The organism is Caenimonas terrae, from assembly GCF_042655405.1.
Classification (GTDB): domain Bacteria; phylum Pseudomonadota; class Gammaproteobacteria; order Burkholderiales; family Burkholderiaceae_C; genus Ramlibacter; species Ramlibacter terrae_A.
In genome coordinates this window covers 843,775-865,909 of sequence record NZ_JBHSMF010000002.1, presented here as the reverse complement: position 1 = coordinate 865,909, position 22,135 = coordinate 843,775, and the positions used below count along the sequence as shown (strand labels likewise).

The window sequence follows — 22,135 nt, the reverse complement described above, 5'->3', positions numbered from 1 at the left end:
CTCACAGGTTGCGCAGGAGGTTGGCCAGCTCCACCGCGGACTTCACTTCCATCTTGTCGAACACCCGGGCCCGGTGCACTTCCACCGTCCGCACGCTGATATCGAGCTGGTCGGCGATCAGCTTGTTCGGCAGGCCCTCCACCACCAGGCCCATCACGTCGCGCTCGCGGTCCGTCAGCTCCTGCAGCCGCGCCTTGAGCTGCTGGCGCGCCTGCTGCGCCGCCAGCACCCGCGCCGATTGCGTGATCGCCTGCTCGATCCGGTCCACCAGCGCGTTGTCGGAAAACGGCTTCTCGCAGAAGTCGAAGGCGCCGCGCTTGACCATGTGCACCGCTGTGGGCACGTCGGCGTGGCCGGTGAGGAAGATCACCGGCATCACCTCCACCAGCGCCCGGCCGGCCAGCAGGTCGAACACCTCCAGCCCCGACAGCCCCGGCATGCGGACGTCCAGCAGCAGGCAGCAGGGCTGGGCCGGAACGAAGCCAGCCTCCAGCATGGCGACGAAATCCTCGCCGCTGCCGAAGGTCTCCGACAGCAGCCGGCGCGAGCGCAGCAGCCAGGCCAGCGCATCGCGCACGCTGGCGTCGTCATCGACGATGAAGACGGTGGCGTCGAGTGCGGGCTGCATCAGGCGGGGGAAGGTGAAGCGCCCGGATCGACGGGCAGGGTGAAGCGGAAAATCGTACCTTGGGGGCGGTTGGCCTCGAATCCGAGGAATCCCCCATGTTGCTCCACCACCGTGCGGCACAGGCTCAGGCCCAGCCCCATGCCTTCGGCCTTGGTGGTGTAGAACGGCGTGAACAACTGCTGCGCGACCGGCTCGGGGATGCCGGGGCCGCAGTCCGCCACCGAGAACTCCACCCACCCCTTGGGGCCGGTGTGGCGCTCGCCGCCGCCGGCGCGCCGCACCTGGATCACCAGCGACGGCTCGCCGGCCTCGGCCTGGTCCATCGCCTGCATCGCGTTGCGCGCCAGATTGAGCAGCACCTGTTCGACCATGGTGCGGTCGCACAGCACCCGCGGCAGCCCGCCCTGCAGCTTGAGCTGCACCCGCACACCGAGCTTGCGGGCCTGCAGGTGCACCAGCGGCATGATCGCGTCCAGCAGCGCCTGCGGCGCGACCGGCTCGCGCTCGTTGTCGCGGCGGCGCACGAAGTCGTGCACGCTCTTGATCACCTTGCCGGCGCGCTCGGCCTGTTCGGCGATCCGCCGCATCGCCAGCTCCAGGTCCGCCACCGCATGCGGCCCGTCGCGCAGCAGGTTCAGCGAACCGTTGGCGTAGCTGGAGATCGCCGCCAGCGGCTGGTTCAGCTCGTGGCTCAGGAGCGACGCCATCTCGCCCACCGTGGCCAGCCGCGCGGTGGCCTGCAGCCGTTCCTGGCTGGCGCGCGACATCTCCTCGATCCGGCGCTGCTCGCTGATGTCCAGGAACGCGCTCATCCAGCCGGTCTGCACGCCGACCGCGTTGATCAGCGGCGCCTCGATGATCAGCACCGGAAAGCGCGAGCGGTCCTTGCGCATGAACACCGACTCGTAGCCCTCGCGCGGCGGCGCGTGCTGGCCGGACAGCCGGATCTCCTGCCGCTTCTGGTATTCGTCCGCCAGTTCCGGCGGCCAGTAGGGCGCCGGCGTGCCGTGCCCGAGCAGTTCTTCCGGCGCGAAGCCCACCATCGCGCAGAAGGCCGGATTGACATAGGTGATCCGGCCCTGCAGGTCGCGCGCCCGCAGGCCGGTCACCAGCGAATCCTCCATCGCCTTGCGGAACGCGAGCGCGTCGGCCAGGTCGTGCTCGGCCCGCAGCCGCCGCCGCATGTCCTTGCCCAGCATCACCAGCACCGTGACCAGCGCGATCGACATCGCCGTCACCAGCGCCGTCAGCACGTTCGGGAACAGGTCGGGCGCGCCGCGCCAGCTGTCCATCCGCAGCACCATGGTGTTGCCGGTCAGGTCCAGCAGCTGCTGCGAGGTGAACACGCGGCTGCCGCGGCGCGCCGAGCCGTGCATGGCCAGCCGGGTGCCGTCGGCCTCGGTGAAGGAGATCTCCTGGCTGCGGGTGAGCTGCGAGCCGACCAGGCCGCCCAGGATCTCGGACAGCGAATAGGTCGCCACCGCATAGCCGGTGAGCTGGCCGCCGTCGACCAGCGGCAGGCACAGCTCCATCACCTCGATGCCCAGGCCGTCGGCCTGCGGCACGAAATAGCTGCTCGAATAGGCCGGGCCGCTGACCCGGCGGGCGTTGGCGCAGGCCAGCGCCACGTCGGCCTGCGCGGTGGGCCGGCCCAGGCGCGAGAACACGGCCGGCCGGTACGGCGTGTCCACCGCCTCGCGCGTGACCAGCGAGCGGTCGCGCCACTCCAGGCGCATCCATTCGCGGTGCTCGCGCAGCAGCGCATGCGCGGCCGGCCTCCAGGCCTGCGGCCGCGGGCTGCCGGCATGCAGCGCCTGCAGGCTCTGCACGTTGCGCGTGAGGGCCGAGCGGATGTCGCCGAGCGCGTCGGCGGTGTCGCGATCGAGCTTGCTCTGGACCTGGCTGGCCTCGTAGCGGCCCGCCAGCCAGACCAGCGTCACCAGCAGCGCCGCCACCAGCGCGCTGAGCAGGATCCACAGCGACCAGCGCAGGTAGGCCGACGACCGCCGCGAACCCGGCAGGCGGGGCAGGGGCAGGGCGCTCACAGCACGCGGTGCTCGAGCGCGGGCAGCTGCTGGCGCACCTGGGCCAGCCGCCCGCGCTCCAGCGCGGCGGCCACCACGCCGGCGCCCTCGTCGCGCTGGGCCAGCACCTCGCCCCACGGATCGACCACCATCGAATGGCCCCAGGTGCGGCGGCCGTTCTCGTGCAGCCCGCCCTGCGCCGGCGCCACCACATAGGCCAGGTTCTCGATCGCGCGGGCCCGCAGCAGCGTCTCCCAATGGGCCTGGCCGGTGGTGTGGGTGAAGGCGCTGGGCACCAGCAGCACGTCGGCATTGAGCCGTCGATACAGCTCGGGAAAGCGCAGGTCGTAGCAGACCGACAGCCCGATGCGCCAGGCCTGGCCGTCGCGTGCGGCCAGCTCGAAGGCAACCGGCTCGCTGCCCGCCTCGATCACCCTGGCCTCGTCGTACTGCTCGCGGCCGTTGTCGTAGCGGAACAGATGGATCTTGTCGTAGCGCGCCGCGCAGTTGCCGTCCGGCCGGTACACCATCGTCGTGTTGCGCACGTGGCCGTCGTCGGCCGCTTCCATCGGCAGCGTGCCGCCGACCAGCCACAGCTTCAGTTCCTTCGCGCTGTCCGCCAGGAACTGCTGGATCCGCCCCTCGCCGGCGTGCTCGCGCAGCGCCAGCTTGTCGGTGTCCTTGCGCCCGAGCAGGCAGAAGTATTCGGGCAGCACCGCCAGTTCGCAGCCGGCCGCGGCGGCCTGCTGCAGCAACTCGCGCGCGGCCTGCAGGTTGCCCTCCAGCGCCAGGCCGGACACCATCTGGATTGCAGCGGCCTTGATCAATTGCTTGCTCCCGAGGTGGATTGCTGGGATGCGCCGGTGCGCAGTTCCACCGGGGCGATGGTGTGCGGCACCTTGGCGATCTTGGGGTCGGCCCAGGTGCCGTTGATGTGGAACTCCTGCGTGTTGGCCCTGATCAGCGGCTGGCGCAGGAACATCTGGGCCAGGAAGGTGCCCAGCCCGATCGCCGGGTTGATCACCGTCGCCACCAGCGAGGCCGTACCGGCGTTGATCTCCGGGATGACCACCACCTTGAGGTCCTGCGTCTCCTGCGCCAGGTCGGCCCGGCCTTCCATCAGCACGGCGGCGTTCACGCCCTTCATCTGCAGGTTGTTGGTGGCGGCCAGGCCCTGCTGGATGGTGATGTCGCCGCGCACGAAATCGAAGGCGAAGCCCTCGGTGAAGACATCGCGGAAGTCCAGCGTCAGTCGGCGCGGCAGCGACTGCAGGCTGAGCACGCCCAGCAGCTTGGCCAGCCCGGGGTCGGCCTTGAGGAACTGGCCGGCCTCCATGTTGACGTTGAAGGCGCCGTTCATCGACGGGTAGTCCAGCGACAGCGGCGAGCCGACCCAGGCCACCTGGCCCTCCATCCGGCCCTTGCCGCGCCGCACCACGTCCTTCATGCCGAAGCGCGCCAGCAGCTGGCCCGAATCGGCGATGTCGAAGCGGAAGTTCATCACCATCCGGCGCCGGTCGGCCGGCCGGGCGCCGGCACGCGCGGCCGGTGCCTGCGCGTTGAGCGCCACCCAGTTGCCATTGGCCATGAAGGCCGCTTCCGGCATCGTCAGGTTCAGCTTGTTCAGGCGCCACTCGCGCACGCCCTGCGCGGCCACGCGGTTGACCGCATCGACCTCCAGCTTTCCCAGCTTCTTGCCGCGCAGCTCGAAATCGTCCACCACGATGTCCAGCGCCGGCACGTTGGTGGGCTGCTCTTCCAGCAAGGCCTCCACTTCGCTGGCGGCGGCGGCCGCGATGTTCAGCCGCGCCAGCCGCGCCGCCACCAGGCCGCCGCTGCTGGCGGTCGGCTGGCGGTATTCGACATAGCCGTTGAGTTCCGCGGCGTCGACGTTGGCGCGCCAGACGGTGCCGTCGCGCGAGCCGCCCACCACCACGTTGTGCAGCTTGCGGCCTTCCATGGTCAGCTCGCGGGCGCGCACGGCCAGCACCGTCGGCAGGTAGCCCAGCGAAGCCGCCGCGCCGCCGGCGCCGGGACGCAGCGAAGGCGCCCCCGGGCCGGCCGCCGCTTCCAGCACCCGGCTCCACGCATCGACGTCCACGTTGGCCAGGTTGATGTTGGCGGCCACGCCCTGCTCGGGCATCGGCGCCGCCTCCCCGGCGGCCAGTCCGGCGCCGATGGCGCCGCGGATCACGCGCGGCTCCGCGCCCGACAGGTCACGCACGTACGCAATCGACAGCACCCGGCCCAGGTCCAGCGTGAGCTGGTCCTGCAGCCGCGGCGGGTTGGTGCCGAGCGAATCGCGCAGCAGGCTGTTCTCGAAACGCAGCGGCAGCACCTGCTCCGCGCTCTTGTTCAGCGGCGGCGGCAGGCTGGTCGCCAGCCCCTGCAGCGTGCTGGTGACGCCGATCTCGAACACGCCGCGGCGCAGTGCAAGCACTGCGTTGTAGGCGGCGCTGCCGCTGGTGTCCCTGGCCAGCCGCGACAGGAAACCCAGCTCGCGCGCCTGCCGCAGGCCGTCGGCGCTGGCCGTGCCCTGCACGCGCAGGCTCAGGCTCGGCTCGTTGCTGCCGGCAGCCAGGCTCTGGCTGCCGCCGTCCAGCCGCAGGTCGCCGCCGAGCGCGCGCGCCTGGACGCCCGCGATGTTGAAACCCGCCTCGCTGAAATTGACGACGCCACGTGCGCGCGCCAGCATCGGCGTCTCGGGCGAGATCTGCACGTCGTTGCCCGCCAGCGTGACGCTGCCCTTGACCCGCGATTTGTCGATGTGCGCGATCGGCAGTTCCAGCTGCAGCCGCACGTCGGCGTTGCCGTTGGTGCTGGCCTTGGCCAGCGCGTTGCCCATCAGCGGCGAGACCGGCGAGCCGTTGACGATGGCCAGCGATTCGGCCAGCGGCCCGTGCACCTCGCCCTTGACCAGCACCGTGGATGCCTTCAGGTCCGGGATCTGCGCCTCGGCCTTGAACTGCAGCCCGGCCGAGCCGGTGAAGCGGCCTTGCGCGCCCTTGATCTGCATGCTGTTGCGGTCGAACACGAGCTCACCCGCCAGCTGCGTCAGGGCCGGCCAGCTGCCGCCCGGATGCGCCCGGCTGGCCGGCACATAGGCATAGGTGGCGTTGCGCACGTCGGCGCTGACGCGGAACTCGCCCGCCCGCCCCTCGCTGAAGGGGAAGTCGTGCAGGTCGCCCTTGATCCGGAACTTCACCGCGCTGGCAGTGCCCACCGTCACGGACTCGCGCACGTAATCGCGGGTGGGCTTGGCAATGGTCTGCGGCAGGTAGCGGTAGACCCGCGTGCCGTCGGCCCGGCTCATGCTGGCCTGCAGGTCGAGCACGCCGGGAAAGCGCGAGCGCGTCGCCACCCGCGCCGGATCGCTGGTGTGCCAGCTGCCCTGGCCCTCGCCCTGCGCGTCCGCGTTGGCGAACTTCAGGTTGGCGACCGACACCGAGATGTCCTCGCCCTTTAGCCTCCACTGCAGGTCCGCGGCCAGCTCGTCGAGCAGGATCACCGGTTCCTCGAACACGCCCGGAAAGTCCAGCGCACCGCGCAGGATCGCCAGTCGGGCCTTGCCGCCGGCCTGGTTCAGGTCGAAGTCGACCGCCGCGCCGCGCACGCCCGGCGTGCCGACCGGCGGCCGGTTGGGTACCGGCGTGCGGGCCACGCCGGGCTGCGACGCCAGCTCCAGCCGCGAGGCCCGCCCCTTGGCTTGGTACTTGAGCGGCGCGTCCAGCGGACCGACCCAGCTGGCCTGCACCGCATCGACCATGCCCTTGGGTGCATAAGCCTGGATCCGGGCGTGCGTGACCGGCCCCAGCGGCAGCCGGCTGGCAATCTGGCTCAGGGCATCCAGGTCCAGCTTGTCGGCGCGCAGTTCGCCCTGCGCCGGCGCGCTGCCTTGCTCCTGGGTCCAGCCGACGAACACGTTGCCGCCCGGCCAGCGCTGGCCTTCGCGGGTTTCGAACTGCAGCCCGGTGGTCTGGAACTCGAAGCCGCCTTCGCGCCGCTTGCCGCCCAGCCGGCCCGACGCGGAACGCAGGGCCAGCGGCGTGAGGTTGCGCCCCAGCGTGGCCTCCACGTCGGCCAGCACGATGTCGGCGGTTGCACCGACCAGCCGGCCCTTGGCGACGTCCACCCAGGCGCGCAGCGCCCCGCGGCCTTGCGTCACCTCGACCCCCAGGCTGGCGTAGCGGCGCAGCTGCGAGACGTCGACCCGCGCGAAATCGGCGAACAGCTGGCCATCCCATTCCTGCCAGGCGGCCCGGCGCGCCAGCAGCGGCTGGCGGAACTGGCCGCGCAGGCTGAAGCGGTCGCCCCAGTCCGGCGGCGGCGTGGCGTCCAGCCGGATCGCATGGCGGCGAGTCGAGTTGCGCAGGGTGAAGTCGACGTCGCGCAGCGCCAGCGGCGGAGCGGCCCGCATGTCGTCGGTCCAGCGCACCGTGCCCTGGCGCACCAGCACCTCGGTCTGGCCGAAGAACCAGTCGGCGGCGCGGCCGTCGCCGCTGCCGGCCTTGGAGAAATCGAGGCCGGCCACATGGATGCGGCCGTCGGCCGAACGCCGGATGTCGACCTCGGGGCGGTCGATCACCAGCTGCTCGAAGCCGAGGTTCCACAGCGACTCCGGCGTCAGCGCCGCCAGCACGTGCGGCAGCCGCACCGCTTCGCGGCCCTGCGCGTCCAGCAGCACCACGTCGGTGAACTCGAAGGAGGGGATCAGCCCTTCGCTCTTGGCGCTGATGCCGCCGATCCGCACCGGCACGCCCAGCACCCTGGATGCCTCGATTTCCAGGTCGGGGCGAAGCTCTCCGATTCGGGGCACAATCCAGCCATGCAGCGCTCCCCACGTGAGGGCCAGCAGCAGCCAAGCGGCCGCCAGAAGCCACAAGATCCACTGCGCGATGCTGGCGGATGCCTTCAACAGACGTGAGGGAGACGGCGTCGACTCGTTCATGAATACTTGGATGTGGCAGGAATTATGACCCTCGGCGGTCCATCGGGTTCAGCAGTCGCGCCACCGCCGATGTCGGACGACAGCGCGTTTCCGGTCGCCGCCAGCCAGCCTCCCCTTTCCGGTTTTTCCCGCTTCTGCCAGCGGCTGCGCCGCCGCTACGGCGCCGAGCTGCAGCTGCTCGCACCGGGCACGCCGGACCGCGCGAGCATGCAGCAGACCTACCTGGCGCTGCGCGCGCGCGGCGACGACACCGGCACCGCCTTGCGGATCCTGCGCCAGGTCGTGATGGAGCGGCTGATGCGGCTGGACTGCGACCAGCAGGCGCCGCTGGCGCTGGTGTGCGCCGTGGTGACCGAGCTGGCCGAGTTCGCGCTGGACACCGCCTGCACGCAGGCGCGTGGCGACCTCGACGCCGCCCATGGAGCGCCGCTCGGCCCCGAGGGCGCGCCCACCGCGCTGTGGGTGGTGGGCATGGGCAAGCTGGGCGCGCGCGAGCTGAACGTCTCCAGCGACATCGACCTCGTGTACGTGTACGACCAGGACGGCGAGACCGCCGGCAACGCCGACGGCCGCGGCCGCATTTCCAACCACGAGTATTTCGCGCGGATGGTCAAGGCCATCTACGCACTGATCGGCGACACCACCGAGCACGGCTTCGTGTTCCGGGTCGACCTGATGCTGCGCCCGAACGGCAACTCGGGCCCGGCGGCGGTGTCGCTGGGCGCCCTGGAGGAATATTTCCAGGTGCAGGGCCGCGAATGGGAGCGCTTCGCCTGGCTCAAGAGCCGGATCGTGGCGCCGACCGCCGCGGTAAAGGACGGCTCGGCCGCCGCGCTGCGCAGCGCGGTGCTGCCGTTCGTGTTCCGCCGCTATCTCGATTACAGCGTGTTCGATTCGCTGCGCACGCTGCACAAGCAGATCCGCGAGCACGCGGCGCGCCGCAGCGCCGGCCGGCCCGAGCGCGCCAACGACGTCAAGCTGTCGCGCGGCGGCATCCGCGAGATCGAGTTCATCGTGCAGCTGCTGCAGGTGGTGCGCGGCGGCCAGTTCCCCGAGCTGCGCACGCGCCCGACGCTGCAGGCGCTGCAGCGGGTGGCCAAGGCCGGCCTGATGTCGCAGGCCACCGCCGACGCGCTGGCCGCGGCCTACCAATTCCTGCGCCGGGTCGAGCACCGCATCCAGTACCTCGACGACCAGCAGACCCACGTGCTGACCTCCAGCGACGAGGACCTGGCCTGGATCGCCAGGACCATGGGCTATGCGGACTGCTGCCCGTTCCTGCACGAGCTGGACACGCACCGCGAATTCGTGGCGCAGGAGTTCGACACGCTGCTGGGCGGCGGGGCGGCCGAGTGCAAGAACTGCAACGGACCGCGCGGCGCCCGCGCCGCGCCGCCGGACATGGACACCCTGCTGACCCAGTTGCCGCCGCAGTTGCGCGAGCGCGTGGCGCGCTGGCGCGAGCACCCGCGGGTGCTGGCCCTGCGCGAAGATGCGCGCGCCCGGCTGGTGCGGCTGGTGGCGCGCACGGCCGGCTGGCTGCAGGAAGGGCGCGTCAGCGAGGAGGCGGCGCTGCGCATGACCGACTGGATCGAGCCGCTGCTGCGCCGCGAAAGCTACCTGGCCCTGCTGGTGGAGCGCCCCGGCGTGCACGAACGGCTGCTGCGCTTGCTGGGCGCCGCGCGCTGGCCGGCGCGCTACCTGCTGCAGCATCCGGGCGTGATCGACGAGCTGGCCAGCGACGCGCTGCTGTCGGACCGCTTCATCGCCGAGGAGTTCGACCGCGAGCTGGAGCACCGGCGCAAGTCGCTGCAGATCACCGGCGAGGACGACGACGAGGCGATGCTCAACCTGCTGCGCCGCGCCCACCACGCCGAGATGTTCCGCACGCTGGCGCGCGACGTGGAGGGCCAGATGACCGTGGAGCAGGTGGCGGACGACCTGAGCGCGCTGGCCGACGCCACCTTGCGCATCACCGCGCGCTGGTGCTGGCAGCGGCTGAAGAACGCGCACCGCGAGCAGCCGCGCTTTGCCATCATCGGCTACGGCAAGCTGGGCGGCAAGGAGCTGGGCTACGGCAGCGACCTGGACATCGTGTTCGTCTACGAGGACGAGGACGAACGGGCGCCCGAAGCGTACGCCGCCTTCGTGCGCAAGCTGATCAACTGGATGACGGTCAAGACCGCGGAAGGCGACCTGTTCGAGATCGACACCGCGCTGCGCCCCAACGGCAGCTCGGGGCTGCTGATCACCACCTTCGAGGCCTACGCCAACTACCAGCAGCGCCGCGGCAGCAACACCGCGTGGACCTGGGAGCACCAGGCCATGACGCGGGCCCGCTTCGTGCTGGGCGAGGAGTCGCTGCGGCCGCGTTTCGACGCCGTGCGCGAGGCCGTCATCACCGCGGCGCGCGACGTGGAAGCGTTGAAGCAGGAAATCGTGAGCATGCGTGACAAGGTGCGCGCCGCCCACCCGGTCAAGGCCGACCGCTTCGACGTCAAGCACAGCCGCGGCGGGATGGTGGACGCCGAATTCGCGGTGCAGTTCCTGGTGCTGGCGCAGGCGCACCGGCATCCCGAACTGATCCCCAACGTGGGCAACATCGCCCTGCTGCAGCGGGCGGAGGCCTGCGGCCTGCTGCCCGCGGGCGTGGGGCAGGCGGCCGCCAACGCCTATCGCGAACTGCGGCGGGTCCAGCACCGCGCCCGGCTGAACGAGGAGCCCACCCACGTCGCGCCCGACGTGCTGGCGGCCGAGCGCGACGCCGTGCTGGCCTTGTGGCAGGCGGCCTTCGGTTGAGCCTGCGACGCGCACCCCGGCCGGCTGGCCGATGGTAGGCTTGCGCCGATGAAAATGTTCCCCCTGCTCGCAGCGGTGGCGGCATCGCTGTGGCTGGCCGGCTGCGCGACGCCACCGCCACCGCCGGCGCTGGCGGCCGCCGCACCGCCGCAGTGGTACGCACCGCTGCCGCACCAAGGCACGCTGACCGACCTGACGCAATGGTGGCAACAGCTGGACGACCCGCTGCTGGTGCGGCTGATCGAGTCGGCCCAGGCCGCCAGCCCCACGGTGGCCAGCGCCCGCTCCCGCATCGAACAGGCGCGGGCCACCCGCACCTCGGCCCAGGCGGGGCTGTTGCCGACGCTGGACGCGCAGGCCAGCCTGCAACGCGGCAACACCCAGCCGCCGGTGCCGCTGGCGACCACGCTGCAGGCGGGCGTGCAGGCCGGCTGGGAGATCGACCTGTTCGGCGGCAACACGCAGGCGCTGCGGGCCGCGCAGTCGCGGCTGGAAGCGGCGCAGGCCGGCTGGCACGACGCCCGCGTCTCGGTGGCGGCGGAAACGGCGACCAGCTATGTGAACCTGCGCACCTGCCGGCGGCAGCTCGATGTGACGGCCAACGACGCCGGCTCGCGCGCCGAAACCGCGCGCCTCACCGATCTCACGGCCAGGGCGGGCTTCACCGCGCCGGCCACCGCCGCACTGGCGCGCGCCAGCGCGGCCGAGGCCGCGGTGCGATCGACCCAGCAGGCGGCGCAGTGCGAGCTGGAGCTCAAGGTGCTCGTCGCCCTGAGCGCGCTGCCGGAGCCGCAGCTGCGCGAGCAATTGCAGCAGCCCTGGCAGGAACCGGAGCGGCCGCTGCCGCTGCCCATCCTGGCGCTGCCGGCGCAGCTGCTGGAGCAGCGCCCCGACGTCTACCAGGCCGAGCGCGATGTCGCGGCCGCCGCCGCCGAGATCGGCAGCGCCCAGTCCCAGCGCTATCCGCGGCTGACCCTCAACGGCTCCATCGCCGCCGGCCTGGTGCGCATCGGCGGCGCAACGCAGGACGCGCAGACCTGGTCGATCGGACCGCTGGCGGTGTCGCTGCCGCTGTTCGATGGCGGCCGCCGCGCCGCCAACGTGGAGGCGGCCAAGGCCCGTTACCAGGAGGCGGTGGCGCTGTACACGGGGCGGGTGCGGCAGGCCGTGCGCGAGGTGGAACAGGCGCTGGTCAACCTGGAAAGCGCGCGCCGCGCGACCCAGGATGCGCGCATCGCGAGCGACAACTACCGCGCCTCGTTCGTCGCCACCGAGGCCCGCTACCGCAGCGGCCTGGGGACGCTGGTGGAACTGGAAGACGCGCGCCGCACGCTGCTGGCCGCGCAGACGACGCTCGTGACCCTGCAGCACGACCGCCTGGCCGCCTGGATCGCCCTGTACCGGGCGGTCGGCGGCGGCTGGACCCGGCCGGACATGCCGTCCGCCTGACACGATGGAACCGACAACAATGAACGACAACAGCCGATTCAATCCCGCCGTGCTGGCGGCCGCGCTGGGCCTGGCCGTCGCCGTGCTGGGGCTGCAGGCCGGCAGGTCGGGCGCCGCCGAGGAGAACAAGACCGTCAGGCCGGCGCTCACCGTCACCACCGCGCTGCCGCAGCGCGTCAGCCTGCCGGTCCGGCTGGCGGCCAACGGCAACATCGCCGCCTGGCAGGAGGCCAGCGTGGGCGCGGAGGCCGGCGGCCAGCGGCTGACCGAGGTGCGCGCCAATGTCGGCGACCGGGTCGCCAAGGGCCAGGTGCTGGCCACCTTCGCCGCCGACACGCTCGGCGCGGAAGCGGCGCAGGCCCGCGCCAGCCTGGGCGAAGCGCAGGCCAATGCGGCCAATGCCGCGGCCGATGCCGAGCGCGCGCGCAGCCTGCAGGCCACCGGCGCGCTCAGCGCGTCGCAGATCAACCAGTACCTGACGGCGGAGAAGACCGCGCAGGCCCGGGTGGAAGCGGCACGGGCGCTGTTCAATGCGCAGCAGGTGCGCCTGGGCCAGACCCAGGTGCGCGCGCCCGACAGCGGCATCATCTCCGCCCGCTTCGCCACCGTCGGCGCGGTGGTCGGCACCGGCGCCGAGCTGTTCCGGCTGATCCGCCAGGGCCGGCTGGAATGGCGCGCCGAAGTGACGGCGACCGAACTGGGGCGCATCACCACCGGCACCACCGCGCTGATCACTGCGGCCAGCGGTGCCCGGCTGGCCGGCCGGGTGCGCGTCATCGGCCCGACCGTGGACCCGCAGACCCGGGCGGCACTGGTCTACGTGGACCTGACGCCGCTGCCGGGCCCGGCCAGCGGCAGCGCCCGGGCCGGCATGTTCGCGCGCGGCGAATTCGACCTCGGCGCGGTGCCCGCGCTGACGGTGCCGCAATCGGCGATCGTGGTGCGCGAAGGCTTCAACTATGTCTACCGGGTCAACGCCGACAACCACGTCGCGCAGCTCAAGGTGCAGACCGGCCGCTTCGACGGCGGGCGGGTGGAGATCGTCACGGGCCTGCCGCCCGATGCGCGCATCGTCGCCAGCGGCGCCGGCTTCCTCAACGACGGCGACCTGGTGCGGGTCGCCGATGCGCCGGCCCGGCCGGCACCGGCCCCGGCGGCCACGAAGTAAGGCCACGCCATGATGAATGTGTCGTCCTGGTCGATCCGCAACCCGATTCCGGCGGTGATGCTGTTCGTGCTGCTGTCGTTCGCCGGCTTCCTGTCCTTCAACGCGATGAAGGTGCAGAACTTCCCCGACATCGACCTGCCCACGGTGATGATCAGCGCGGCGCTGCCGGGGGCGGCCCCGGCGCAGCTGGAGACCGACGTCGCGCGCAAGATCGAGAACGCGATCGCCACCCTGCAGGGGCTCAAGCACATCTACACCAAGGTGCAGGACGGCGCCGTCACCATCACGGCCGAATTCCGGCTGGAAAAGCCGGTGCAGGAAGCGGTAGACGACGTGCGTTCCGCCGTCGCCCGGGTGCGCAGCGACCTGCCGGGCGACCTGCGCGAACCGGTCGTCACCAAGATGGACCTGGCGAGCCAGCCGGTGCTGGCCTTCACCGTGAAATCGGCCAGGATGGACGAGGAGGCGCTGTCCTGGTTCGTGGACAACGAGATCTCGCGCCGGCTGCTGGCCGTGCGCGGGGTGGGCGCGGTCAACCGCGTCGGCGGCGTGACGCGCGAGATCCGCGTGGCCCTCGATCCCTCGCGGCTGCAGGCGCTGGGCGTCTCGGCGGCCGAGATCTCGCACCAGTTGCGCCAGGTCCAGACCGAGAGCGCGGGCGGGCGCACCGACCTGGGCGGCGCCGAGCAGCCGGTGCGCACGCTGGCCACCGTCACGACGGCGCGCGAGCTCGGCGAGATCGAGCTGCCGATCGCCGGCGCGGGCAGCGGCGCCGCTGCCGCCGGCCGCAGCCTCAAGCTCGCCGACGTGGCGACGGTCAGCGACACCACCGCCGAACCCAGGGCCGCGGCGCTGCTCAATGGCAAGCCGGTGGTCGGCTTCGAGGTCTCGCGCAGCCGCGGCGAGTCGGAAGTGGCGGTCGGCGCCGCGGTGCAGAAGGCACTGGCCGAACTGAAGCTGCAGCACCCGGACCTCGAGCTGACCCAGGCCTTCGACTTCGTCACCCCGGTGGAAGAGGAATACCACGGCTCGCTGCACCTGCTCTATGAAGGCGCGATCCTGGCCGTGCTGGTGGTCTGGCTGTTCCTGCGCGACTGGCGCGCCACCTTCGTCTCGGCGGTCGCCCTGCCGATGTCGGTGATTCCGGCATTCATCGGCATGCACCTGCTGGGCTTCTCGGTCAACGTGGTGACGCTGCTGGCGCTGTCGCTGGTGATTGGCATCCTGGTGGACGACGCCATCGTGGAAGTGGAGAACATCGTGCGCCACCTGCGCATGGGCAAGACGCCGTACCAGGCGGCGATGGAGGCGGCCGACGAGATCGGGCTGGCGGTGATCGCCACCACCTTCACGCTGATCGCGGTGTTCCTGCCCACCGCCTTCATGAGCGGCATCGCCGGCAAGTTCTTCAAGCAGTTCGGCTGGACGGCGTCGCTGGCGGTGTTCGCTTCGCTGGTGGTGGCGCGGGTGCTGACGCCGATGATGGCGGCCTACATCCTCAAGCCGATCGTCACGGCGCACCAGGAGCCGCGCTGGATGACGATCTACCTGCGCATGGTCAACTGGAGCATGCGGCACCGGGTGGTGACCATGGTGCTGTCGACGCTGTTCTTCATCGGCTCCGTCGCCCTGATCCCGCTGCTGCCCACCGGCTTCATCCCGCCGGACGACAACTCGCAGACGCAGGTCTACATCGAGCTGGCACCCGGCTCCACGCTGGAGCAGACCAAGGCGGTGGCGGAACAGGCCCGGCTGATGGTGGCCGGGGTGGACCACGTCAAGAGCGTCTACACCACGATCGGCGGCGGCGCCGCGGGAACCGACCCGTTCGCCAACGTCGGGGCGGCCGAGGCGCGCAAGGCCACGCTCACCATCCTGCTGGCCGACCGCGGCCAGCGGCCGCGCAAGCAGGTGATCGAGAACAAGCTGCGCGCCGCGCTGGAGCCGCTGCCCGGGGTGCGCACCAAGGTCGGCCTCGGCGGCTCGGGCGAGAAGTACGTGCTGGTGCTGACCGGCGAGGAGCCGCAGGCGCTGCAGAGCGCGGCGCAGGCGGTGGAGCGCGACCTGCGCACCATCCCCGGCCTGGGCAGCGTGGCATCGACCGCCAGCCTGATCCGCCCGGAGATCGTGGTGAAGCCGGATTTCGCGGCCGCGGCCGACCTGGGCGTGACCAGCGCGTCGATCGGCGAGACGCTGCGGATCGCGACCGCCGGCGATTACGACATCGCCCTGCCCAAGCTCAATCTGGCGCAGCGCCAGGTGCCGATCGTGGTGAAACTGGACGACAAGGCGCGCCAGGACCTGAGCGTGCTGGAGCGGCTGACCGTGCCGGGCACGCGCGGGCCGGTCATGCTGCGGCAGGTGGCGAGCCTGGAGCTGAGCGGCGGGCCGGCGGTGATCGACCGCTACGACCGTTCGCGCAACGTCAACTTCGAGGTGGAGCTGTCCGGCCTGCCGCTGGGCGACGTCAAGGCCAAGGTGCAGGAGCTGCCGTCGATCAGGAACCTGCCGCCGGGCGTGCGGGTGGTCGAGATCGGCGACGCCGAGGTGATGGGCGAGCTGTTCGCCAGCTTCGGGCTGGCGATGCTGACCGGCGTGCTGTGCATCTACATCGTGCTGGTGCTGCTGTTCAAGGACTTCCTGCACCCGGTGACCATCCTGTGCGCGTTGCCGCTGTCGCTGGGCGGCGCCTTCGTCGGCCTGCTGGTCGCGCAGAAGAGTTTCTCGATGCCGTCGCTGATCGGGCTGATCATGCTGATGGGGATCGCGACCAAGAACTCGATCCTGCTGGTGGAGTACGCGATCGTCGCGCGCCGCGACCACGGCCTGTCGCGGTTCGACGCCCTGCTGGATGCCTGCCACAAGCGGGCCCGCCCGATCATCATGACCACCATCGCGATGGGCGCCGGCATGCTGCCGATCGCCATCGGCTTCGGCGCCGCCGATCCGAGCTTCCGCTCGCCGATGTCGATCGCGGTGATCGGCGGCTTGATCACGTCGACGGTCCTCAGCCTGCTGGTGGTGCCGGTCGTCTTCACCTACATGGACGACCTGGAGCACTTCATCAAGCGCAGCGCGGGCCGGCTGCGGCGCAAACCGCCGGCGGCGACGGTCGTTGCAGCAGCCACGGAGTAACGTCTCGTTTCATCTCTCGCCGCCTGTCCGCGCTTGATGAACATTCGTCAGTAGGTGTGATGAAGTTGTCGACGGCTCCATCCTGATCAGCTATACCCTCTCATCAACGCGACGAACGCCACCGCTTTGCTCCAATTCCTCATCTACTTCCTCGGCCTGGTCGCGATCGGCCTGGCCGGCTGGGTCAACCGCACCTTCGGCGACCCCACCATCGACCAGATCCTGTTCCACCTGCGGTTTTCCGACGGTGCGGCGGTGGAGATGAGCACCATCTTCCTCTTCACCTTCGTCGTCGAAGTCATCGCGTTCCCCCTGCTGCTGGCAATCGCCGCGGCACTGCTGCACCACGTGGTCGCCCAGGTCCGGCCCCAATGGCGCAAGCACGTGCTGCGCGCCCTGCCGCACGTTGCGCTGCTGGTCGGCGTCGCCGCGCTGCTGATGCAGTTCTCGGTGTTTTCTTACGCGGCGGCGCAGCTGGAGGGGGACCGCTTCGCGCAGGCGTATGTCAACCCGGCGGCGGTGCGGCTGACGGACGGCAAGCCGCGCAACCTGATCCTGATCTATGCCGAGAGCATGGAAGACACTTACGGTGAGAAGGCGCTGTTCGGGAACGACTTGCTGGCGCCTCTGCGCAAGCTGGGCGGCACCAGCTTCGACAGCTACCAGGAGGCGGTCGGTGCCAACTGGACGATGGCGGCGATCGTCGCGACCCAGTGCGGCGTGCCCCTGACCGTCTACAGCGAATACGACATCAAGCGCCGCGACGGGGGCAGGGTGTTCCTGCCCGGAGCCACCTGCCTCGGAGACCTGCTGCAGGCGCGCGGCTATCGCAATGTGTTCATGGGCGGCGCGCCGCTGTCGTTCTCAGGCAAGGGCACGTTCCTGCGCGACCACGGATACCAGGAAGCCTATGGTCGCACCCAGTGGAAGGAGCAGGGAGTCAAGGCGACCGAATTGAATGTCTGGGGGCTTTACGACAGCGCACTGTTCGAGCGGGCCCGCAACAAGCTCGATGCGCTGCATGCCTCGGGCCAGCCTTTCAACCTCACGCTCCTGACCCTGGACACCCACAATCCGCGCGGCTTCCTGTCGCCAAGCTGCGCCAGCCGCGGGGCCAAGGACTTCGAGGGCATCGTCGCCTGCAGCAGCAGCGCACTGGCGGACTTCGTGACCTTCGCGCGGGCCAAGGGCTACCTGAAGGACACCGACGTGGTCATCCTGGGCGACCACCTGGCCAAGCCGAACTCGGCATTCGACAAGCTGCAGCAGGAAGGCCAGCGCCGCATCTTCAATCTGTTCATCGCGCCGACCCGGATGCAGCCCAACGCCCGGGAGCTGGTTGCATTCGACATCTTCCCGACCGTGGTCGAGATGCTGGGCACGCACGTCGATGGCGACCGCCTGGGGCTGGGCTTTTCGGCCCTGGCCGGAAGCAGCGACTCGCTGGGCATCGGCAGGGCAAGCCGGTCCGATTTCGCGTCGCTCAGGGGATCGGGGGTCTACCGCGCCCTGTGGAGCCCGCAGCACCTGCCTGCTGCGGTGCATACCAAGCTCGCTGCCGCCATCGCGGCCAAGTGACTCAAAGCCCCGCCTGGATCCGCCGGACCAGCGCGGTGGTGGAATAGCCGTCCACGAAGGGGATGGCCTGCGCCCGGCCGCCATAGCTTTGCACCAGCTGCGTTTCCGCCAGCTTGCTCATGTCGTAGTCGCCGCCCTTGACCAGCAGCGCGGGGCGCAGTTCGCCGATCAACTCCAGCGGCGTGTCCTCGTCGAACCAGGTGACCAGGTCGACCGACCCGAGTGCGGCGATCACCTCCGCGCGATCCTGCTGCGAATTGAGCGGCCGGTCGGTGCCCTTGTTCAGGCGCCGCGCCGACGCGTCGGTGTTGAGGGCGACCACCAGGCTGGCGCCCAGCGACCGCGCCTGCGCCAGATAGGTGACGTGGCCGCGGTGCAGGACGTCGAACACGCCGTTGGTGAGGACCACCGGCTGCGGCAAGGCGGCGGCCCGACTCGCGGCCAGGGCGCGGGGGACGATCTTGTCCAGGAATGCCGGCGCGGTCACGGCCTCAGGCGGCGCCCGGGACCAGGCCGGCCTTGGCCGCGTTCAGCGATGCCGTCACTTCCTTGCGGTAGCGATTGAGCTCCTGCACGGTCTTGAAGCTGCGGTCCATCAGCAGGCTCATGTTGTGGAGGATGCGCTCCACCACCTTGCTTTCCCAGACGGCGTCGAAGTTGATCTGCTTGTCCAGCCAGTGCTCCAGCCATTCCGGGTCGGGCAGCCGGCTCTGGATGGTGTCGTTGGGGAACAGCGCCTTGTTGACGTGCAGGTTGGTGGGGTGCAGCGCCTGGGCCGTGCGGCGGGCGCTGGCCATCAGCACGCCGACCTTGGTGAACGCCGCCTTGGCCTCGTTGCCGAAGTTGTTGATGGCGCGCTTCATGTAGCGCAGGTAGGCGCCGCCGTGGCGCGCTTCGTCCTGGCTCAGCGTGGTGTAGATATGCTTGATGACCGGCTCGGTGTGCCATTCGGCCGCGCGGCGATACCAGTGGTTGAGGCGGATCTCGCCGCAGAAGTGCAGCATCAGCGTTTCCAGCGCCGGCGCCGGCTCGAACTCGAAGCGCACCTCGTGCAGCTCCTTCTCGGTGGGCGCCAGGTCGGGACGGAAGCGCTTGAGGTATTCCATCAGCACCAGGGAATGCTTCTGCTCCTCGAAGAACCAGATCGACATGAAGGCCGAAAAGTCGCTGTCGTCCTTGTTGTCTCGCAGGAACATCTCGGTGGCCGGCAGCGCCGACCACTCGGTGATCGCGTTCATCTTGATCGTCTGGGCCTGTTCGTCCGACAGTTGGCCAGGGTCGAACGCGGCCCAAGGAATATCCTTGTCCATGTCCCAGCGGACGGATTCCAGTTGCTTGAACAGTTCGGGGTAGAGCATCACGTTCCTTCTAGAGCGGCCGATTTTACGCGGCCGTGTTAAAAGTGCTTGACAAGAGTGCACAAACTTTTTACGGCGCGCGCGCCGGACAGGAGCCGACATGATCAATACACTGCGCCTGCTGGCCCTGCCGCTGGCCATCGCCGCTTCGCTGCCGGCGCACGCTGCCGACGAGGCCGGCTGCCCGAAGACGCTGCAGCACACCTTCCCGCGGCTGCAGGACGAGAAGCCGCAGTCGCTTTGCCAGTACAGCGGCAAGGTGGCCCTGGTGGTGAACACCGCCAGTTATTGCGGCTTCACGCCCCAATACAAGGGGCTGGAAGCCCTGTACGCGAAATACAAGGACCAGGGGCTGGTGGTCCTGGGCTTCCCGTCCAACGACTTCGCGCAGGAGAAATCCTCCAACAAGGAAATCGCCGATTTCTGCGAAAGCACCTTCGGCGTCAAGTTTCCGATGTTCGGCAAGAGCAGCGTGCGCGGGCGGGACGCCAACCCGCTGTTTCGCCAGCTGGCCGACCAGACCGGGCGCGCGCCGCTGTGGAACTTCCACAAATACCTGATCGGCCGGGATGGATCGATCGTCGCCAGCTACACCAGCCTGACGACCCCCACGGACAAGGCGTTGCTGCGCGACATCGAGAAGCAGCTCGCCGTGCACTAGTACCTTGCGCCATTAAAACTCATTGGTCATAATACGACTGATGAGTTTTCAGCGGTCGCAATCTCCGGGCGTGTTCACAAAAATTTACCTGCCGACAGGGGCGTCGGCGGGGAACTGCGCGGGTGCTGCACTCCTCTACTACTGGCATGCGGGACAAGTCCCGTCTAGATTCCAGTTATTGTTGCGAAGCCGGCCGGGAGCAGTTAGCCTGGCTGCAATCCCGGGGCGACTCTTCTCCTCCTCCCTCCCTCCCTCCTTCGTCCAGGGGCGCTTCGCAGCATTTTTCTTTCCCGCCGGCCGGCACAGGTGCCCGGCATGAGGGTCGCCATCGTCGGCTCCGGCATCGCCGGCCTGGCGGCCGCCCACACGCTGGCCGGCCATGCCCGGGTCACGCTGTACGAGGCGGGCCCCTGGTTCGGCGGCCACACCCACACGGTCGATGTCACCCTGCCCACGGCGCAGGGCCCCGTCACCCATGGCGTGGACACCGGCTTCCTGGTCTTCAACGAACGCACCTATCCGCGCCTGATCGAGCTGTTCGCGCAGCTCGGAGTGCCGACCGTCAAGTCGGACATGTCGTTTTCGGTGCAGGTCCCCGACGCTTTCCGCAGCGGTCCGCTGGAGTGGAGCGGCTCCAGCCTCAACACCGTCTTCGCCCAGCGCGCCAACCTCGGCCGGCCGCGGTTCCTGCGCATGCTGCGCGACCTGCTGCGGTTCAACCGGCTGGCCACCGCCTGCGCCCGCTCCGGCCAGGAGGCGCAGTTGCTGCAGCCGCTGGGCGAGTTTCTGGCCGACCACCGCTTCAGCGATGAGTTCCGCGACTGGTACCTGCTGCCGATGATCGGCTGCATCTGGAGCTGCCCGACGGACCAGATGCTGCGCTTCCCGGTCGCGACCCTGGTGCGCTTTTGCCATAACCACGGCCTGTTGCAGGTGACGGACCGGCCCCAGTGGTGGACGGTGGCCGGCGGGGCGCGCGGCTACGTCGACAAGATCCTGGCCGGCATCGGCGACCAGCGCCTGAACACGCCGGTGCGCAAGGTGATCCGCAGCGCCGGCGGCGCCACTGTCGTCACGGACGGCGGCAGCGAGCGCTTCGACCATGTGGTGATGGCCACGCATCCGGACCAGGCGCTGGCCGTGCTGGCCGACGTCAGCGCCGCGGAGTCCGAGCTGCTGGGCGCCATCCGCTACCAGCGCAACCGCGCTGTGCTGCATACGGACGCCTCGGCGCTGCCGCGCCGCCGCAGCGCCTGGGCCGCGTGGAACTACGAGAGCGGCCCGGCAGGCGGCGGGCAGGTGTGCCTGCACTACTGGCTCAACCGCTTGCAACCGCTGCCGTGGCCGCAGCCGGTGCTGGTCTCGCTGAATCCGCTGCGCGAGATCGCGCGTAACAAGATCATGGGCGAATACGAGTATGAACATCCCGTGTTCGATCGCGCGGCGATCGCCGCGCAGGCCGGCGTCACGCAGCTGCAGGGGCAGCGCCGGACCTGGTTCTGCGGCGCCTGGACCGGCTACGGCTTCCACGAAGACGGCCTGAAGGCCGGCCAGCGGGTCGGCCGCGCGCTGCGCGATGGCGCCAATCCGCTGCCCGCAACCGGCGTGCGTGTCCCTTCCGAGGCATCGACGTGAACGTGCCGCTGATCGGCTTCGGCCAGGTCCGCCACACGCGCGTGCGGCCGGTTCGCAACGCGTTTGCGTACCCTACCTACTTCCTGATGCTGCCGCTGCGGGCCATGCACCGCGACGGCAGCGGCGTGCTGGCGCACAACCGGCCCGGCGCGATCAGCTTCTTCGACCGCGACCACGGGGACGGCGGCGACAACGCACTGGCCTGGCTGGACGCGCTGCTGCGCGCCGAGGGCATCACCAACGCCACCGGCGAGGCCTGGCTGCACTGCTACCCCCGGGTGCTGGGCTACACCTTCAAGCCGGTGAGCTTCTGGTACTGCCACCGCGACGACGGATCGCTGCGCGCGATCGTGGTGGAAGTGAACAACACCTTCGGCGAGCGCCACTGCTACCTGCTGGACCAGCCGGCCTACGGCGTCGAGCTGCGCGCCGACAAGGCGTTCCATGTGTCGCCCTTCTGCGCGGTCGAAGGCGGCTACCGCTTCCGCTTCCTGGTCGATCCGCGACGCACGCACACCGTGGCCCGGATCGACTACGACGACGCCGAGGGCCTGCTGCTGCAGACCAGCGTCAGCGGCCAGCTCGAACCCATCACCCGCGCCGCGCTGCGCCGGGCACTTTGGCGCCATCCGGCGATGACGCTGGCCGTGATCGGCCGCATCCACTGGCAGGCGCTCAAGCTCTGGAGCAAGCGCGTGCGGTTCCTGCGCAAGCCGCCTGCGCCAGACACCTTCCTGACGCGGTAACCAGCC

Annotated in this window: 14 protein-coding genes; 8 read left to right on the top strand and 6 right to left on the bottom strand. The window is 70.2% G+C overall.

What is annotated here, in order from left to right:
• Window position 1 precedes the first annotated feature (1 nt).
• Genes ACFPOE_RS04215 through ACFPOE_RS04200 form a run of 4 tightly spaced genes read right to left on the bottom strand, consistent with a single transcriptional unit; the run spans window position 2 to window position 7,600 of the window.
• A complete protein-coding gene (locus ACFPOE_RS04215; RefSeq protein WP_376848740.1) occupies window positions 2–628 on the bottom strand; it encodes a response regulator transcription factor in 627 nt (208 codons plus the stop codon).
• Window positions 628–2,664, bottom strand: a complete 2,037-nt coding sequence (locus ACFPOE_RS04210; RefSeq protein WP_376848802.1) for a two-component system sensor histidine kinase NtrB — start codon at window positions 2,662–2,664, stop codon at window positions 628–630. Before ACFPOE_RS04210 ends, ACFPOE_RS04215 begins: the two co-directional genes overlap by 1 nt.
• A 5-nt stretch (window positions 2,665–2,669) precedes the next feature.
• Entirely contained in the window at window positions 2,670–3,476 is an 807-nt protein-coding gene (locus tag ACFPOE_RS04205; RefSeq protein WP_376848801.1) for a carbon-nitrogen hydrolase family protein, read from the bottom strand.
• Complete coding sequence (locus ACFPOE_RS04200; protein ID WP_376848739.1) at window positions 3,476–7,600, bottom strand: YhdP family protein; 4,125 nt, start codon at window positions 7,598–7,600, stop codon at window positions 3,476–3,478. Before ACFPOE_RS04200 ends, ACFPOE_RS04205 begins: the two co-directional genes overlap by 1 nt.
• A gap of 69 nt (window positions 7,601–7,669) precedes the next feature.
• On the opposite strand from ACFPOE_RS04200, the gene glnE reads away from it, so the two are divergent.
• The 5 genes from glnE (at window position 7,670) to ACFPOE_RS04175 (ending at window position 17,729) form a co-directional block, all read left to right on the top strand.
• Window positions 7,670–10,399 (top strand): bifunctional [glutamate--ammonia ligase]-adenylyl-L-tyrosine phosphorylase/[glutamate--ammonia-ligase] adenylyltransferase, encoded by a 2,730-nt coding sequence (gene glnE / locus ACFPOE_RS04195; protein WP_376848738.1) that lies wholly within the window; start codon window positions 7,670–7,672, stop codon window positions 10,397–10,399.
• 48 nt (window positions 10,400–10,447) lie between these two features.
• Complete coding sequence (locus ACFPOE_RS04190) at window positions 10,448–11,848, top strand: efflux transporter outer membrane subunit (RefSeq protein WP_376848737.1); 1,401 nt, start codon at window positions 10,448–10,450, stop codon at window positions 11,846–11,848.
• Between the two features lie 19 nt (window positions 11,849–11,867).
• Window positions 11,868–13,016, top strand: coding sequence for an efflux RND transporter periplasmic adaptor subunit (locus tag ACFPOE_RS04185; protein WP_376848736.1), 1,149 nt, complete (start codon window positions 11,868–11,870; stop codon window positions 13,014–13,016).
• A 12-nt stretch (window positions 13,017–13,028) separates the two neighbouring features.
• Window positions 13,029–16,151: an efflux RND transporter permease subunit gene (locus ACFPOE_RS04180; protein WP_376848800.1), complete on the top strand. Its 3,123-nt coding sequence runs from the start codon at window positions 13,029–13,031 to the stop codon at window positions 16,149–16,151.
• Between the two features lie 126 nt (window positions 16,152–16,277).
• The gene (locus tag ACFPOE_RS04175) at window positions 16,278–17,729 is read left to right on the top strand and encodes a sulfatase-like hydrolase/transferase (RefSeq protein ID WP_376848735.1); all 1,452 of its coding nucleotides are present in this window, start codon (window positions 16,278–16,280) and stop codon (window positions 17,727–17,729) included.
• Between the two features lies 1 nt (window position 17,730).
• Here the strand turns inward: ACFPOE_RS04175 and rfaE2 are convergent, their stop codons facing one another.
• Both rfaE2 and ACFPOE_RS04165 read right to left on the bottom strand, forming a co-directional pair.
• Window positions 17,731–18,216 carry a D-glycero-beta-D-manno-heptose 1-phosphate adenylyltransferase gene (gene rfaE2 / locus ACFPOE_RS04170; protein ID WP_376848734.1) on the bottom strand — a complete coding sequence of 162 codons (486 nt, stop codon included), beginning with the start codon at window positions 18,214–18,216 and terminating at the stop codon, window positions 17,731–17,733.
• A 4-nt stretch (window positions 18,217–18,220) separates the two neighbouring features.
• Window positions 18,221–19,087 carry a ferritin family protein gene (locus tag ACFPOE_RS04165; RefSeq protein WP_376848733.1) on the bottom strand — a complete coding sequence of 289 codons (867 nt, stop codon included), beginning with the start codon at window positions 19,085–19,087 and terminating at the stop codon, window positions 18,221–18,223.
• Window positions 19,088–19,187: 100 nt separating this feature from the next.
• Here ACFPOE_RS04165 and ACFPOE_RS04160 point away from each other — a divergent pair, with 100 nt between their 5' ends.
• From ACFPOE_RS04160 to ACFPOE_RS04150, 3 genes are all read left to right on the top strand, one after another.
• Complete coding sequence (locus tag ACFPOE_RS04160) at window positions 19,188–19,748, top strand: glutathione peroxidase (protein WP_376848732.1); 561 nt, start codon at window positions 19,188–19,190, stop codon at window positions 19,746–19,748.
• Window positions 19,749–20,063: 315 nt separating this feature from the next.
• Window positions 20,064–21,383: an NAD(P)/FAD-dependent oxidoreductase gene (locus ACFPOE_RS04155; protein ID WP_376848731.1), complete on the top strand. Its 1,320-nt coding sequence runs from the start codon at window positions 20,064–20,066 to the stop codon at window positions 21,381–21,383.
• On the top strand, window positions 21,380–22,129 hold the full coding sequence (locus ACFPOE_RS04150) for a DUF1365 domain-containing protein (protein ID WP_376848730.1): 750 nt from the start codon (window positions 21,380–21,382) through the stop codon (window positions 22,127–22,129). The genes ACFPOE_RS04155 and ACFPOE_RS04150 overlap by 4 nt, the downstream gene beginning before the upstream one ends.
• Window positions 22,130–22,135 lie beyond the last annotated feature (6 nt).